We start from the raw sequence: 15,599 nt of genomic DNA on the forward strand, positions 1-15,599 counted from the left end.
GCCCCTATCTTTGCCCGATGATAGTTCTGGGACTGGAAACAAGTTGCGACGAGACCGCGGCCGCCATAGTGGATGACGGACGTAGAATTCTGTCCAATCGCGTACTATCACAATTGGCTGAACACCGGCCCTACGGCGGCGTGGTGCCGGAGATTGCCGCTCGTAGTCATCTGGATCACCTCGATCGTTTGATTGCCGAAGCGTTGGACGAGGCGGGGATGCGGCTAGATGAGTTGGATGGTATCGCCGCAACGGCAGGGCCCGGACTGATCGGCGGCGTGTTTGTCGGCGTCCTGACCGCCAAAGCTATCGCTGCGGCCCGGCGCCTGCCGTTCCTGGCCGTGAATCATCTCGAGGGGCATGCATTGACTGTCCGGCTGACGGATGGCATCGCGTTTCCGTATCTTCTTTTGCTGATCTCCGGTGGGCACTGCCAGTTGCTGGCGGTCGAGGGTGTTGGAAAGTATCGCCGCTATGGCTCGACAATTGACGACGCGGTCGGCGAGGCCTTCGACAAGACGGCAAAGATGCTTGGGCTCGGTTATCCCGGAGGGCCGGCGGTCGAGCGCGCGGCGGCGGGCGGCAAGGCGGGCTGCTTCACTTTGCCGCGCCCGATGAAAGGCCGACCGGAGCTTGATTTCTCGTTTTCAGGCTTGAAAACGGCGCTGCGTCAGCAAGCGGAATCATTGAACCTGGAAGACGCGCAGGCGGTCAGCGACCTAGCCGCGGAGTTTCAGCAGGCCGTTGCGGAAGTGTTGTCCGACCGGGTGACCGGAGCATTGCGGCGTTTTGCTCGGGAAACCGGACAGCCAGGCCCGCTGGTCGTGGCTGGCGGCGTGGCCTCCAACCTGACTTTGCGCAGCGCCCTGGAGGAAACCGCGGCTGCGGCCGGCTCCGGGTTTCATGCGCCGCCGCCGGCGCTTTGCACCGATAACGGCGCCATGATTGCTTGGGCCGGGTTGGAGCGCTTACAGCTTGGGCTAGTCGATCCTTTGGATTTTGCGCCGCGGCCGCGCTGGCCCCTGGATGATCCAACCCTTGCCCGGGACGCCTGAAATGCGCCTGACTCGAGAACAAACGAACTTGGCGGTCGCCTTGCTCGGCGGTAGCGTCAGCGGTTTGCTGGGAGTGCGGATCGGCGACCCGCTTGAGCGAATCTTCGGCAACGGCGGCTTTCCCGGCGACAACTGGCTCGCGCTGCTGTATCCGCAGTTTTGGGTCCTGTCGCTGATCTTTGCAGGTGTCGGCTATTGGATTCTCCGTCGGCTTTGGCCCTACGCGGGACGCCGGTTACTTTTGATCTTTCCCAGCAGCGTAATGAGCTATTGGGTTGCCTACATTGTGGCGCTCGAGATCGGCGGCGTATCTGAGTCCCTGGCCGCAGGCGGTGCAATTGCCGGCGCGCTGGGCGCGACTATCACCCTGGGTCCGTTTTTCTGTTCGGTGAGATTGCCGCATCTTGCCAAACGGTTGGGCCTCGCGGCCCTTGCAGGTGCCGTCGCCGGGACTGCGGTCGAGCTGATCCCGGTATTCGAATTGACGGGCCTTTATGCTGTCCATGTCCTGTGGCAGTCATCGGTGCTCGCTAGCTTGATGGCTTGGCCGGAGCAGCGCGCATCATGACGACAATCGGCATCGTGGGGGCAGGGGCCTGGGGTACGGCGTTGGCGCAGGTGGCGGCAGCGGCTGGAAACAACACGCGATTGTGGGGTCGCGATCAAGAACTGATCGATACGATGATCCAAGCCGGGCAGAATGTGCGCTATCTGCCGGATGTACCGCTGTTGCCTGAGATTGCGCCAACCGCCCTTATGACCGATCTCGCCGACTGCGATCTGCTGGTAATCGTCGTCCCAGCGCAAGCCACCCGCGCCATTCTTGCGGCGTTGCGGCCCGTCATCCGCAATAACGCCGCCTTGTTGCTTGCTGCAAAAGGGGTTGAGCAAAAGACCCTCGCGCTGATGAGCGAGGTCGCGGCCCAAGAGCTGCCCGGACACAGCTGTGCGGTGTTATCGGGTCCAACCTTTGCTGGTGAAGTCGCACGGGGGCTGCCGACCGCAGTGACCTTGGCTTCCGCGACACTGACGAGGGCCGAAGCCCTGGCAGCGCAGCTGGGTACGCGGAGCTTTCGCCCCTACGCGAGCGACGATCCGATCGGGGCGGAGATCGGCGGTGCGGTCAAAAACGTGCTGGCCATTGCTTGTGGTATCGTCGAAGGGCTGGGACTGGGGGAGAATGCGCGCAGCGCGTTGATCACGCGGGGCTTGGCGGAAGTAACCCGTCTTGCTGTCGCGAAAGGAGGCCGCCCTGCAACCCTGATGGGTTTGAGCGGATTGGGCGACATCACGCTTTCCTGTACCTCCCGACAGTCCCGCAACTTCAGCCTGGGATACTGTGTGGCTAGCGGTGAGAGCCGGTCATCGCTGCTTACGGAGGGGTACTATTCAGCGCCTGCGGTCCTTGGGTTGGCCAAGTCGTTAAATGTTGAGATGCCGATCTGCGAAGCCGTTCATGCAGTCCTTCACGAAGGGGCTGCGTTAGCGCCGCAGATCGAGCGCCTGCTCTCGCGTCCGTTGCGCAACGAATAGGAACCGACAGGACGTTGCTTTTTGTCGCCGGTTTTAGTCCTCCTGGGCGAAAGCCAGGTAATCTCGGCTCAGATCGCGCACCGCCACATTGTAAAGTTCCTCACCCGCTTCAACTGAAGCCAGGGCAGGATTCGAACCAATTCGGCCATCGGCGAAACGGCGGCGGTAATCATCGGCGTCGTAAATCGGGCCGTTCGGTGCGATTTCCGGCGTCATGGCGACCTTCTTTACGAAGTCTGGATAAGCGAAGTAAGTGAGCGAGACTTCCGAACAGGTGGCGTGGCTTCCCTCTGCCGCGCCAAAACGGCGCTTGGAAACCTCCGCCACACCCTCTGCGTCCCACCAGTTGCGGAGCTTGCAGCGCAGCGCCGGCCGATTGTGTCCCGCCGTTCCCAGGCTGCTTTCGGCATAGATTTCAGAGAAAGCAGCCGTGACCGTGGCGATGTTGCCGCCGTGGCCGTTCAAGAAGTAGATGCGGTCGAACCCATGGCGCGCAAGGGAGTTGACCTGATCCTGCACGACCGCCATCAAGGTCGACGGCCGGAGGGTTATGGATCCGGCAAACCCCAGGTGATGCTGAGCCATGCCGACGGAGATCGTGGGGGCGACGAGAGCCCCCGTAGTCTCACCGATCCCCTGCGCCAAAACCTGCGGGCAAAGCGCATCTGTGCCAATGAAGCCATTGGGGCCGTGTTGCTCGGTCGAACCGATGGGGATGATGATGGCGGAAGAACGCTTGAGGTAGCTTTCAACTTCCTGCCAGGTCGCTGTTTGTAGCTGCATGATTGGGTCCGAGTCCTTCAGTAGTTACCGCCGGCCGCCGGCCATGCGGTGTGAATCCCGATGCAAACGCAGGCGCCACATGGCCACAACACCGAGGAAGGGTCCAATGGCCAGCGGCATGAAGGCGTAGTGCCATCCCAAAGATTCGACCCACACCGGCATCAGATGAATCGTGACCAAGGTCAGTGTGAAGCCAACCGCTGTCTGCAAGGTCAGCATTGTGCCTACCAGAAAGCGGTTCGACAACTCCGCGACGGCGGCTGAGAATTGCGCTGAATCGGCCACGATGGAAATACCCCAAACGATGCAGAGCGGCACCAGCAACCAGGGGGACGCGCCGAACAGCAGGCCGACTGTCAAAGCACAAACGCCGCTTACTGTCATGGCAGCCATTGTCAGGGCCGTCCGGCCGATGCGATCGGCAAGATAGCCACCCGCCAGACAGCCAACGGCTCCGGCGCCAATGGTGGCGAAGGTTGCGAGCTTGGCGGCGGTCGCGCTGTCGTCCCCCACGTTGCCATTCCCTGCGCCCCACAGCTCGAAGGACGCCGAAAGGAAGACACCGATCCAAGCCCACATGGCATAGAGTTCCCACATATGTCCCAGATATCCGAAGTTCGCCAGCCTCAGCGGCTTGATTCGCCAGGCCCAAAGCATGTTGTCCGGTCGAAATCGGGGTGCGGCGGTGACATTCGGGCCCATCGTGAAAAAGTGTATAGAGACGGCCGCCGCAACCGCCGACATCGATGCGGTGCCCAACGTAAAGCGCCAGTCCAACCCGCCCATCGCGTTGAAAAGGTGTGGCGCCGCCGAACCCAGCGTCAAGGCGCCAACCAAAAGGCCGACCAGCAGTCCCATATCGCCTTTGGCCCAGGAAGCAGCCATTTTCATGCCGACTGGGTAAACACCGGCCATGGCGGCGCCCGTGATGAACCGGAAGAGCGGCACGATGGGCGAGGTGGGTTCGACCAGCAGCAATCCGGCATTGGCCAGCGCGGCTATGATTGCCGCGCCGGAGAAGAAGCGGCGCGCGTCTAGGCGATCAGCCAGGCCGAAGAAGGCGCTGACCAGGCTTCCGCAAACAAAACCCACCTGCACGGCTGAGGTGAAGAGGGATTGCTGGAAGGGACTTAGATCGTACTGGGCCGTCAGTACGGGCAGAACGGCAGAGGCGGAGAACCATAGAGCCATCGCGGCGACCTCCGACAGTGCCAGCAACAATAGCGCAGGCCATTTCGTTCCGATCAGGAAACCTCTCCTCACATGTCCGCTCTTCGCCTGGTCTTTACCCGATTGGGAGCCGGCGAAAAACCCTGTTCGAGCGGACGCAGTCCCTCACCCGGTTGATTCCCTACAGCTTTTGGTTATCACTTGAGGCGCTAGCTTGCATCATGCCTGCGCACTGGGTCTCTCACAAAAGCGCGATGATTTTTCCCAGGCCGTGTGTGTTGCAGGCATCAGAGGGGCGAATTTGGGGGCGATCGAAGGGAAGGAAGACAGTATGGCCTATTGGCTGATCAAATCGGAACCGGGCGCTTGGTCGTGGGACGATCAGGTGCGTGACGGTACAACGCACTGGAACGGTGTGCGTAACTACCAGGCGTCGAACAATCTCAAGGCCATGAAGATCGGCGATCTGTGTTTCTTTTACCACTCCGTCAACGAGAAGCGGATCGTCGGAATTGTCGAGGTGGTGAAGGAATACTACCCTGATGACAGCGATCCTTCCGGTCGTTTCGGTATGGTCGACGTCAAGATGGTGGAGCCGATTGCCAACCCTGTGACGCTGGCGCAAATCAAAGCGACCGAAGCGCTGGCTGACATGCCCCTTATCCGACAGTCCCGACTGTCCGTCATGCCGGTCACGAAGGCGCAGTGGGAACTGATCCTAAAAATGGGCAGAAAGAAGGCTTGATCCAGGAATGGTTTCGCCGCGCTACCTTTGCCATCGGCACGACATTGAGGACGGTGAAGCCAAGGGGTTCACCTTCGGTAGCGGCGATTCGAGGTGCGAGATATTCGTGGTTCGCGAGGGCGAAGCGCTTTTCGGGTATGTGAATTCCTGCCCGCATATCGGGACGCCGTTGGATTGGGTGCCCGACCAGTTCATGAGCGCGGACGGCTCCTACATCCTCTGTGCGACCCATGGCGCACTGTTCGAGGTGGAGACAGGCCATTGTATTTCCGGCCCCTGCGCCGGTTCGAATCTGAAGCCCGTTGCGTTGCGTGTCGATGACGAAGGGGCCGTCCATCTTAGCGCGCCCGATCCCGCGGATTCCGAAGCGCATTGACGCAGGATGCGGGCGCCTCCTTGTCTCGTGAGACATTTCCCGTTTTAATCGCCAAAGAATGAAACGGGCTGCGGCGCCTTTGGCGTTCCTGAAGATCCCCGATGATCTCTCGGGGTTGGGCGGCGGCAGCAGAAAACTAGACGAGGAAACGATCATGAGTGAGGTCAAGACCTATCCGGTGTCAACCAACGCAAGTCAGCGCGCCTGGATCGACGAATCCAAATATTTCGAGATGTACGAAAAGTCGATCAAGAACCCAGACGCCTTTTGGGACGAACAAGGCAAGCAGTTGGATTGGATCAAGCCGTACGCCAAGGTCAAGAACGCGAGCTTCGAGCCAGACAATGTGTCGATCAAGTGGTTTGAGGACGGCACACTCAACGCCTCATACAACTGTCTCGACCGTCATTTGGCTGAGCGTGGCGATCAGACAGCGATTATCTGGGAAGGCGACGATCCCGGCGAAGACAAGAAGATCACCTATCGTGAGCTTCACGAAATGGTTTGCCGACTGGCCGGGGGGTTGAAATCACTGGGTGCCAAGAAAGGCGATCGCATTACCATCTACATGCCGATGATTCCCGAGGCTGCTGCAGCAATGCTGGCTTGTGCGCGGATCGGTGCAATTCATTCGGTGGTTTTTGGTGGTTTTTCGCCGGATTCGCTGGCCAATCGTATTCAGGACTGCGACTCCAATATTTTGATCACCGCCGACGAAGGATTGCGTGGTGGCCGCAAGGTGCCGCTGAAGAAGAATGCGGATGCGGCAATGGCCAATTGTCCGTCGATCAAGCACTGCGTCGTCGTCAAGCGGACCGGCGGCGACATAGGCTGGCAGAGCGGGCGGGACGTCTGGTACCACGAACTTTGTGCTCAGGCGTCGCCGGATACGCCCGCCGCGGAAATGAGCGCCGAGGACCCTCTGTTCATTCTCTATACCTCCGGTTCCACCGGTAAGCCCAAGGGTGTGTTGCACACCACGGGCGGGTATCTGCTGTTCAGCGCCATGACCCACAAGTACGTGTTCGATTATCACGACGGTGACATTTATTGGTGCACTGCGGACGTGGGTTGGGTGACGGGGCACAGCTACATCGTTTATGGGCCTCTGGCCAACGGTGCCGTCACACTGATGTTCGAAGGCGTTCCAAACTACCCGGACGCCTCTCGTTTCTGGCAGGTTTGCGACAAGCACAAGGTCAATATTTTTTATACCGCGCCGACGGCGATCCGGGCCTTGATGCGTGAAGGCGAGGAACCGGTGAAGTCCACCGATCGCTCCTCACTCCGGTTGCTGGGGTCGGTCGGTGAACCTATCAACCCAGAAGCCTGGAAGTGGTACCACGAGGTTGTCGGAGACGAGCGCTGCCCGATTGTTGATACTTGGTGGCAGACCGAAACCGGTGGCATTCTCATCACGCCCCTGCCTGGCGCAACGCCCCTGAAGCCCGGTTCGGCGACCCGGCCGTTCTTCGGAGTGCAGCCTCAGATCGTCGATGCCGATGGCAAGCCTCTCGAAGGCGCTTGCGAGGGCAATCTATGCATGACTACCTCTTGGCCGGGGCAGATGCGGACGGTCTTCGGCGATCATGAACGCTTCGTACAGACCTATTTTTCCACCTATCCTGGGCGCTATTTTACAGGGGATGGATGCCGACGGGACGAGGACGGCTACTACTGGATTACCGGGCGCGTCGACGATGTGATCAACGTCTCGGGCCACCGGATGGGAACCGCCGAGGTCGAGAGTTCGCTCGTTGCCCACCCGAAGGTCTCCGAGGCGGCGGTCGTTGGATATCCGCACGATATCAAGGGACAGGGCATTTACGCCTATGTCACGCTGCTCGTGGGCGAAGAGCCGACGGAAGAGCTTCGTAAGGAGCTCGTTCAGTGGGTACGCAAGGATATCGGCCCGATCGCCAGCCCGGACCTGATTCAGTGGGCGCCAGGGTTGCCGAAAACCCGCTCCGGCAAGATCATGCGCAGGATTCTGCGCAAGATCGCTGAGAACGATGCTTCAAACCTCGGTGATACCTCGACGCTGGCGGACCCGAGCGTGGTCGCCGATCTGGTTGAGAATCGCATGAACCAAGGCTGAGTACGCTCCGCAGCAAGCGACCTGCGCAGGCGCTGCTGTTACGGAACCCACAGGCGGCGGGATCGAGTCCCGCCGCCTTTTTCTTTGGGGAAGCTTGCGCGCTCTGTTGCGTCAACATATATGCAGTTGCATTTATATTGACGCCGTGGTGCCCCCTCGCTATATTACATGCAAATGCATTTAATGGAGGATGAGACAATGCCCCTCGATAATAAGCTAGGACCTCATGCGGTGTTGCTGTTACGCGTCTCCCTGGGGATCATGTTCCTCGCCCATTCGGTGATCCTTAAGCTGATCGTCTTCACGTTGCCTGGAACCGCCCAGTTTTTTACCTCTATCGGCCTGCCCGGCGCGCTGGCCTATCTCGTGTTCGCGATGGAGGTCGTGGGCGGTGTCATGCTGATCCTAGGCATACAAGCGCGGTGGGTGGCGCTGGCTCTGACGCCAATCCTTGTGGGTGCCACTTGGGTTCACATCGGCAATGGCTGGGTGTTCACGTCGCAAAAACGGCGGATGGGAATACCCGCTGTACCTTGTCGTGCTATCGGTTAGCCAGTTCCTCTTGGGGGATGGTAGCTATGCCTTGAAGCCATCGTTTCGCCTTTCGGAGGCTGGTGTCGCCGCGGAGCGGGTTGAGGCCTAGGAGACAGGCCGAACGACAATTGTCGAGGGCCAAGCAGTGGGATCGCGAGAGGTTCAACTCAGAAAAACAGAGCGAGCGACCTCACGCGATACCGTGTTTGTGGTGATGTCGGCGGCGATCACGGATCCGCGGCCGGCACACCGCAGCTTTGGCACTTGAGACGCCCTGGAAAAGGCTTATTTTTGTCGGCGCCCGCGTTGTCTTGGCCGACCTGCGACGGCTCCATCGCTAAAAGTACCCGCCCGGCACCGTCCAACAACTCCAAACGCCCATCCACACGACGCAAGTCCCGCATTTTCCCGAGTGCAGCGAGAAATATTTTCTCGGACGTGCCCTCCCTGGCGAAGCAGGCCATCCGCGTGGTGGCAAGCGGAGCGGCGGTCAACATCCCGTCATGCGTCCTTCGAAGCTTTCCCGTAACGCGATTGCACCCTGTCCAGCCGTGAATAGCGCCTTGCGTATCAAGTTGCAGCCATGGCTCTTCATTGGCTGCAGTCTCTCCTTGGGCGCTGTTGGCGATTGGCTGAACGGCCATGTGCCAGGCGCCGAGAAAGGGTTCAAAAGGATCACCACCCGCAAGCGCTTTTGATGCGATGTCGCCGGAGATTACGGCAACCAACGGCAGGGCGAGCATCGAGCGGCATCCATGTGAAGCGGAGCGGAGGGCAGAGAGCATTTGCAGGCTTCGTGACGCTGCGGTGATCCATGTTGGCGGCATCAACCCTACCTTCCCCGAGTGCGTGAACGACAGGCTCTATAATTGAACAAACATTCAGCCAAAATTTTTCTTTGATCCCTTCAGCCTTTATCGCATGATGATAGATGAATGCCTGAGGCGGTGAAAGTCGCTATGGTGCCGTGTTTTCCTGTTCCAGACATGATCTCGGCGTGTTCTGGGGCCAGGAACCAGAGGAGGAATCAACGCTCAGTATGCATCAGAGAAACGCGGGCACAGCGCCGACCAGACGGGCCGAACGCAAGGAGGCGACGCGGCAACAGTTGATCGCTGCGACGATCGATTGCATAGCGGCCAGCGGTTTTGCGGAAACGACGCTTTCAAAGGTGTCCGAGCGCGCTAAGGTCTCCCGCGGCCTGGTCAACTTTCACTTCGAAAGCAAGGACCAGCTGCTGATCGAAACGCTGCGGCATCTCACTCAGGAATACCTGACCTTCTGGCGAAGGGCCGTCGAAAAACCGGAGTACAGCCCGGCCCAGCGTTTGGTGGCTTTGATCCAGGCGGATTTTCATCCTCAGGTCTGTAATCGCAAAAAAATAGCTGTTTGGTATGCCTTTTGGGGTGAGGCAAAATCGAGGCCCATTTACATGGCAATCAGCGCCAAGGCTGACGGCGCTTTCGCGCAAATGTTGGAGAGCCTTTGTACGCAGATCGTCCTGGAAGGTAAGTACGATGTTGATCCGGACCTCGCCGCCAGGGGATTGCGATCGCTGATTGACGGACAGTGGCTAGAGCTTCTGCTGTCTCCGGCAAGTTTCGACCGCGAGCGTTCGAAGCGCTTGTGTCGCCTTTTCGCCCATCAACTCTTCCCGAAGCATATCGATCGGCCAAGTGCTGAACCCGGTGCGACCTCCACTGATGACGACAGCGACCGCTTGCAGACAGAGGGCGATGGATGAGCGATGTTGCGATGACAAAGCCCGGTCACGGGACGCCAAGCGGCCTTCGTCGGCGTTTGAGCCGTTTCTACCGAGCAAGCCAGGCGCTGCGTGGTTTGACCTTGGCTTCACCGGCCCTCTTCGTCGTCGTAACGCTCCTGGCCATGCCTATCGCGCTGCTGGTCCTTTACAGCTTCTGGACTCAGAACTACGTCGATATCGATACCAATCTGACGACGGCAAACTACGAGAAGATTGCTTCCAGAACGATCTATCTGAAGGTTTTTCTGCGTTCGGTGGGAATTTCGGGACTGGTGACGCTGCTCACCGTCCTGTTAGCCTATCCGTTAGCCTACTATGTTGCCTTCGATGTGAAGCGCCGCAAGGTTATCTGGCTGATTCTCATAACCCTGCCTTTTTGGACCAGCTATTTGCTCAGGGTTTTCGCCTGGAAAATTATCCTGGGTTATGACGGGGTCATTAATTCCGGCCTCGCCTGGCTTGGTGTCATACGAGAACCGCTTGAGTTTTTGCTCTACAACCCGACGGCGGTCATCATCACGCTGGCGCACGCCTGGGCTGCCTTCGCCATCCTGCCCATCTACGTATCCCTTGAAAAGATCGACCGTTCTTACCTGGAAGCGGCAACAGACCTCGGTGATGGTCCGGTTGCCCGGTTCTGGCGCATCACCTTTCCGTTGTCGTTGCCCGGTGTGATTGCCGCCTCGATCGTTATCTTCATACCGACAGTCGGCGACTATGTGACCCCGACATTGGTGGGCGGTCCGAGCGGGTTGATGATCGCCAATCTGATTCAGACACAGTTCAGTAAGGCCAACGACTGGCCCTTGGGCGCAGCTTTGGCGGTTGCCTCGATGGTGACCGTGACCTTGATAGCCTGTGCCTTCGTATTGATTGCCAAGAAGCTGACGGAGCGCATCGGATGAGTGTCACGACTTTCGAGAAAGCAGGGCGGCGTTGGCGTGGCGGTTATGCCTTTTTCTATCTGGGCTTTCTCTATGTCCCGGTGCTGTTTCTGCCGCTCTTTTCGTTGAACGACTCCATTTACATAGCCCTGCCGCTTAAGGATCTGACGTTCAAGTGGTACGCAACGCTCTGGACGAATGAACAGATGCATGCAGCGCTTGGGAACTCATTGAAGGTCGCCGTTACCGCTGCCGTACTTTCGACGGCCCTGGCCATGTTCGCGGCCCGCGCATTCACCCGCTACAGTTTTCGAGGCCAGCGGCCGGTTCTGGGCCTGGTCATGCTGCCAATGGTCATGCCGGAGATTATCGTCGGGGTTTCACTGCTGGTGCTGTTTTCGCAGGTCGGAATCGGGCTGGGCCTGCATTCGGTGGCGGTGGGTCACACGCTCATTTGCCTGCCTTTCGCGGTTGCCGTTTTGATGTCCCGGCTCGAAGGGTTCGACAAAAGCTTGGAAGAAGCCTCCCAGGACTTGGGTGAGACCGGTTGGATGACTTTCTGGCGGGTAACCTTCCCCCTGGTCATGCCCGGTATCGTCGCCAGCCTGCTTTTGACCTTCACGATATCTTTCGATGAATTCATCATAGCCTTCTTCCTTTCTTCAACCGAAGGCACCTTGCCAGTGTTCATCTGGAGCCAGCTTCGCTTCCCGAATAAGCTGCCGGGTACTCTGGCGCTCGGCGCCTTGATCCTGCTCTCCTCATTCTTTGTCGTGGCGCTTGCGGAGTGGGTGCGCCGTCGCGGCAGTGGCATCGGAGGCCAGACACCCCTATGACAAATCAAACAAGCGACATCACGCGCTTCATCGATATCCAACAAGTCACCAAGAACTTCGGTGCGGTCCGCGCCGTGGACAACGTCGACTTAACCATTCGTCGCGGCGAGTTCTTTTCACTGTTGGGGCCGTCCGGTTGCGGCAAGACGACTTTGCTGCGCATGCTGGCTGGATTCGAAGCGCCCAGTGAAGGTGAAATCTATATCGACCAACAACCGATGTCGGCGGTTCCGCCACATCTGCGTCCCACGAACATGGTGTTTCAAAGCTACGCCATATTCCCGCATCTGAACGTGGGGCAGAACATAGCTTATGGTCTTCGCAAGTTGCGCCTGCCTGCCTCGGATGTCCAAAAGCAGGTTGAGGAGATGCTGGCGCTTATCAAGCTTCCCGGCTACGCCGAGCGGCGCGCAGACCAGCTTTCCGGTGGGCAGCGGCAGCGGGTTGCTCTGGCGCGCGCGCTGATTCGCCAACCCAAGGTTCTGCTGCTCGATGAACCGCTCGGTGCCCTGGACAAGAAACTGCGCGAACAGATGCAACTTGAGCTGCGAGAGCTACAGGAGCGGCTAGGCATCACCTTTGTATTTGTCACCCACGACCAAGAAGAGGCCCTGACCATGTCGGACCGCATCGCGGTCATGCACGCGGGCAAGATCCTCCAGGTTGCCGACCCGCACGGACTCTACGAACGACCAAATTGCGCACGCGTCGCGGCGTTCATAGGCTCGATGAACTTCGCACCGGCCGAAGTGCGCGGCCTGGAAGGCGACCGGCTGGCGGTTCAGGCCGCGGGATTCGGGGCGGTGAACGCTTCGGCCAATGGCCACGCCTGGAATGCTGGCGACAGAATCATGGTGGCCGTGCGTCCGGAGAAACTTGGTCTGACCACCGAACGGCCCGAACGCCAAGGCCTGCATTCGGTCAACGGCAAGGTCGCCGCGGCGGCCTACCTTGGCGACCGCAGCCACTACTACGTCAAGCTTGAGGGCGTCGACAGTCCCCTGGCGGTCTCTGCGCAGAATGCTGACCGTAGCGTCGAGGGATGGCTCGAAGCCGGCGTCGATGTCTGGGTCACCTGGTCCGATAACGCATTGGTGGTCTTGCCCGCCGATCAGGACGGGTGAGCCGGAGCAGTCTCTGCCCTTGGAAAAAGGGCCCGACTAGAAGCCGGGCCCTTTCCTCTTTCGATCAGCTCTGAACAGGATCAACCGCCCAGCTTAACCGTCTCGAAGATTTCAATCATCTTCTCGCGCTTCTCCGGCACGATCTCACCCTGGAACCGAGTTCCCTTGAGGAACTTCGTCAGGTCGTCGGTTAGACCAAGCTCCTTGGCCAGATCGGATTCGGAGATCTTGTAGGATTGCGCGTTCGCGTGGCCGTAACCCCATTCATCGATCAAGACCTTGCCGACGTTCGGGTCCAGCGTGGCATTGAGGTACTCGTAGGCAAGATTCTCGTCACCTGGCCCATCGGCGTTCAGCACGAAACCGCACATCCAGGTCGAGAGGCCTTCCGTCGGGAACATGAACTTGACCGGCACCTCTTCCCAGCGCAGTGAGATGTAGCTGTCCGTCCAGGCCCAGGCCGCGAGAATTTCACCAGCGGCGATGGATTGTTGCAGTGCTGTCGGGTCGCCCCAGTAGAAGCGGATATTCTTATGTAGCTCGCGCAGCACTTCGGCGCACTTCTGCATCTCGTCGTCGCTGAGATCCATGTGGCTTTCGTAGCCCAGGATACCGGCCGCGATGACGAAGGCCTCGTCAACCGAATCGAAGATCGAAACGCGGCCGCGCAAGGCTGGATCGAGCAAGAGATTGTAGCTCTGCGCTGCGTTAGGCAACTCGTCGTCTCGGTAGATGATGGTGGAATTTCCCCAATCGAAGGGCATCATCCAAATCTTGCCGTCATGCTGGATGCCCTTGGCCCCCAGCATATCCGAGGGAATCTCGTTCCAACGGGGTACGCGGCTCGTATCAATGGGCTTCAAGAGCCCGGAATCCCGCCAGCGCGCTACCGAAAGGGTGCAGGGATGAGACATGTCGACCTTGAAGCCGGCGCGCAGCTTCTGGTAGGCCTCCTCTTCCTCGGCAAAGATCGCGTAGTTGGGCGGCTCGCCGTGCTTATCGACGAACTCTTGGCAGAGCGTCGGATCGTCGTAGCCGGACCATTCAAAGACCGTCAGGTTCGGTGCGGCGAAAGCGCGCCGCGCGGTTGGCGATGTCGCGACCAGCGTCGCTCCGGCAGCGGCCATGACCTTGCCGAATTCGCGCCGGTTCAAGCCCGCCGTCATCAGCGCCTGTTGGATGTTTCTCCGTTTCATCGAAGCCTCCTTCCCTTGCCGCCTATGTGTTGGGTTTGCTGATCTGCTGCTCTTGCCTTTTGTCGGCGGCCCATGATGGCAAAAGCTTCCCATAAAGTTGTTTCGTTGTCCAATCGTTCAGTGAAAGGGACGCAATTGGCAGCGCCCGTCGGCTCTTCATCCTTACCCAACTAGCGTACCCGCACCCCGCTTTGCCAACTGTCCGGCGATGATGATGCGCTGGATTTCGCTTGTGCCTTCCCAGATGCGATCGACCCGCAATTCACGGTAAAACCGCTCGGCGACGTTCTCGCGCATGTAGCCGCGACCGCCGAATATCTGTACAGCCCTGTCGGCGACCCGGTTTGCCATTTCCGAAGCATAGAGCTTGGCCATCGAGCATTGCGCGTGCAGCAACTTCACGTCTTCTCCGGCGTCATGGGCCTCTGCCAGTCGATAGGTCATGAGGCGCGCTGCCCAAAGCTCCGTTACGCTGTCCGCCAACATGGCCTGGATCAACTGATTTTCGATGACCGGCCGACCGAACGCCTTTCGTTCTTTGGCAAAGCTGCTGGCCTCGTCGATCAGGCGCTCGGCAGCGCCGCAGCAGCGAGCGGCGATCATGAGACGCTCGTAGCGAAACCAGTCATGCGTGAAGTTCATGCCCTGGCCTTCCCGCCCAATCAGATTCTCGGCGGGTACCTTCACCGAATTGAAGGCGACCACCGGATGATGGTGGCTATAGGTGTGGCTGTAGGCCGGCGTGCGCAGCACATCGACGCCCTGTGTGTCCTTGTCGATGAAGAACAATGCGTGGGCACCATCGTTTGGTCCGCCGTCGATCTTGGCCTGCACAATCAAATGATCGGCGTGATTGAAGCTTGTTACGTGCCATTTCTCGCCGTCGATAAAATAGCCGCCGCTGCTCGGTCGCGCCGTTGTACGTATAGCGTCGACATCCGACCCTGCTTCGGCCTCGGTAATCGCATAGCATTCGCTACGGTCGCCGCGGATTGTCGGCTCCACCCAGGTTCTCATCTGCTTAGGGGTCGCGGCCTCAACGATACAGCGGGCGGGCGTGGTGATGATCCATCCCAGGCCGTTGGTCACACGCCCAATCTGCTCGGATACCACTGCTTGTTCGAGGAAGCTCAGCCCGCCGCCGCCCAGATCGCGCGGAATGTTCATTGCCCGCAAGCCCAGATCGCTGACTTGCCGTTCCAACCGGGCCTGGACGCCGGGCGGAAATTCACCTTCGTGCATCTCCGCATAGATTTCGTGCGGGATCAGCTCCTGATCCACGAACGTGCGAACGCTCTTCTGTCGCTTTCGGACCGATGCGGGCAAGGGGTACGCCAAAGGCCTTGTCTCCTCAATAATCCACATTTGAATATTATGGGCAAATTACGATTAGCACAATGAAATAACTACATTTTAACAAAAGTCATTGAATGAAGGGTCAATCAGCGACTGGACAGTATGGGTGAGTTGCCCTACAAATGGTGGGATGTCGGAGCCACG

16 protein-coding genes are annotated in these 15,599 nt (G+C 59.1%); 11 read left to right on the forward strand and 5 right to left on the reverse strand.

All coding sequences use genetic code 11. From position 1 onward, the window contains the following. Window positions 1-17 precede the first annotated feature (17 nt). Genes tsaD through ABIE63_RS05295 form a run of 3 tightly spaced genes read left to right on the forward strand, consistent with a single transcriptional unit; the run spans window position 18 to window position 2,588 of the window. Entirely contained in the window at window positions 18-1,055 is a 1,038-nt protein-coding gene (tsaD, locus tag ABIE63_RS05285; RefSeq protein WP_354503414.1) for a tRNA (adenosine(37)-N6)-threonylcarbamoyltransferase complex transferase subunit TsaD, read from the forward strand. Window position 1,056: 1 nt separating this feature from the next. Then, window positions 1,057-1,623 carry a hypothetical protein gene (locus ABIE63_RS05290; protein ID WP_354503417.1) on the forward strand — a complete coding sequence of 189 codons (567 nt, stop codon included), beginning with the start codon at window positions 1,057-1,059 and terminating at the stop codon, window positions 1,621-1,623. Continuing rightward, the gene (locus tag ABIE63_RS05295) at window positions 1,620-2,588 is read left to right on the forward strand and encodes an NAD(P)H-dependent glycerol-3-phosphate dehydrogenase (RefSeq protein ID WP_354503419.1); all 969 of its coding nucleotides are present in this window, start codon (window positions 1,620-1,622) and stop codon (window positions 2,586-2,588) included. The genes ABIE63_RS05290 and ABIE63_RS05295 overlap by 4 nt, the downstream gene beginning before the upstream one ends. A gap of 33 nt (window positions 2,589-2,621) precedes the next feature. Here ABIE63_RS05295 and ABIE63_RS05300 read toward each other — a convergent pair whose 3' ends face one another. Continuing rightward, window positions 2,622-3,371 (reverse strand): creatininase family protein, encoded by a 750-nt coding sequence (locus ABIE63_RS05300; RefSeq protein WP_183414922.1) that lies wholly within the window; start codon window positions 3,369-3,371, stop codon window positions 2,622-2,624. A gap of 24 nt (window positions 3,372-3,395) precedes the next feature. After that, window positions 3,396-4,634, reverse strand: a complete 1,239-nt coding sequence (locus tag ABIE63_RS05305; protein ID WP_354503422.1) for an MFS transporter — start codon at window positions 4,632-4,634, stop codon at window positions 3,396-3,398. Between the two features lie 238 nt (window positions 4,635-4,872). Here ABIE63_RS05305 and ABIE63_RS05310 point away from each other — a divergent pair, with 238 nt between their 5' ends. From ABIE63_RS05310 to ABIE63_RS05325, 4 genes are all read left to right on the forward strand, one after another. Beyond that, on the forward strand, window positions 4,873-5,286 hold the full coding sequence (locus tag ABIE63_RS05310; protein WP_354503424.1) for an EVE domain-containing protein: 414 nt from the start codon (window positions 4,873-4,875) through the stop codon (window positions 5,284-5,286). A gap of 7 nt (window positions 5,287-5,293) precedes the next feature. Further along, a complete protein-coding gene (locus ABIE63_RS05315; RefSeq protein ID WP_354503426.1) occupies window positions 5,294-5,662 on the forward strand; it encodes a Rieske (2Fe-2S) protein in 369 nt (122 codons plus the stop codon). 154 nt (window positions 5,663-5,816) lie between these two features. Beyond that, on the forward strand, window positions 5,817-7,760 hold the full coding sequence (gene acs, locus ABIE63_RS05320) for an acetate--CoA ligase (RefSeq protein WP_354503704.1): 1,944 nt from the start codon (window positions 5,817-5,819) through the stop codon (window positions 7,758-7,760). Window positions 7,761-7,958: 198 nt separating this feature from the next. After that, window positions 7,959-8,312, forward strand: a complete 354-nt coding sequence (locus ABIE63_RS05325) for a DoxX family protein (RefSeq protein WP_354503428.1) — start codon at window positions 7,959-7,961, stop codon at window positions 8,310-8,312. A gap of 209 nt (window positions 8,313-8,521) precedes the next feature. On the opposite strand, the gene ABIE63_RS05330 is transcribed toward ABIE63_RS05325, so the two are convergent. Further along, window positions 8,522-9,121: an META domain-containing protein gene (locus ABIE63_RS05330; protein ID WP_354503429.1), complete on the reverse strand. Its 600-nt coding sequence runs from the start codon at window positions 9,119-9,121 to the stop codon at window positions 8,522-8,524. 212 nt (window positions 9,122-9,333) lie between these two features. Between ABIE63_RS05330 and ABIE63_RS05335 the strand changes: the two genes are divergently transcribed. From ABIE63_RS05335 to ABIE63_RS05350, 4 genes are read left to right on the forward strand one after another with little or no spacing between them, the layout of a single operon-like run. Continuing rightward, the gene (locus ABIE63_RS05335) at window positions 9,334-10,038 is read left to right on the forward strand and encodes a TetR family transcriptional regulator C-terminal domain-containing protein (protein WP_183414928.1); all 705 of its coding nucleotides are present in this window, start codon (window positions 9,334-9,336) and stop codon (window positions 10,036-10,038) included. Beyond that, complete coding sequence (locus tag ABIE63_RS05340; RefSeq protein WP_246377315.1) at window positions 10,035-10,964, forward strand: ABC transporter permease; 930 nt, start codon at window positions 10,035-10,037, stop codon at window positions 10,962-10,964. The genes ABIE63_RS05335 and ABIE63_RS05340 overlap by 4 nt, the downstream gene beginning before the upstream one ends. Then, entirely contained in the window at window positions 10,961-11,779 is an 819-nt protein-coding gene (locus ABIE63_RS05345) for an ABC transporter permease (RefSeq protein WP_183414929.1), read from the forward strand. The genes ABIE63_RS05340 and ABIE63_RS05345 overlap by 4 nt, the downstream gene beginning before the upstream one ends. Next, window positions 11,776-12,903 (forward strand): ABC transporter ATP-binding protein, encoded by a 1,128-nt coding sequence (locus ABIE63_RS05350; RefSeq protein ID WP_354503432.1) that lies wholly within the window; start codon window positions 11,776-11,778, stop codon window positions 12,901-12,903. The genes ABIE63_RS05345 and ABIE63_RS05350 overlap by 4 nt, the downstream gene beginning before the upstream one ends. An 80-nt stretch (window positions 12,904-12,983) precedes the next feature. Here ABIE63_RS05350 and ABIE63_RS05355 read toward each other — a convergent pair whose 3' ends face one another. Next, window positions 12,984-14,099 carry an extracellular solute-binding protein gene (locus tag ABIE63_RS05355; RefSeq protein WP_354503433.1) on the reverse strand — a complete coding sequence of 372 codons (1,116 nt, stop codon included), beginning with the start codon at window positions 14,097-14,099 and terminating at the stop codon, window positions 12,984-12,986. Window positions 14,100-14,261: 162 nt separating this feature from the next. After that, window positions 14,262-15,437 carry an acyl-CoA dehydrogenase family protein gene (locus ABIE63_RS05360; protein ID WP_354503435.1) on the reverse strand — a complete coding sequence of 392 codons (1,176 nt, stop codon included), beginning with the start codon at window positions 15,435-15,437 and terminating at the stop codon, window positions 14,262-14,264. Window positions 15,438-15,599: the final 162 nt, after the last annotated feature.

Origin of the sequence: Limibacillus sp. MBR-115 (genome assembly GCF_040549425.1) — a bacterium.
Classification (GTDB): Bacteria; Pseudomonadota; Alphaproteobacteria; order Kiloniellales; family CECT-8803; genus Limibacillus; species Limibacillus halophilus.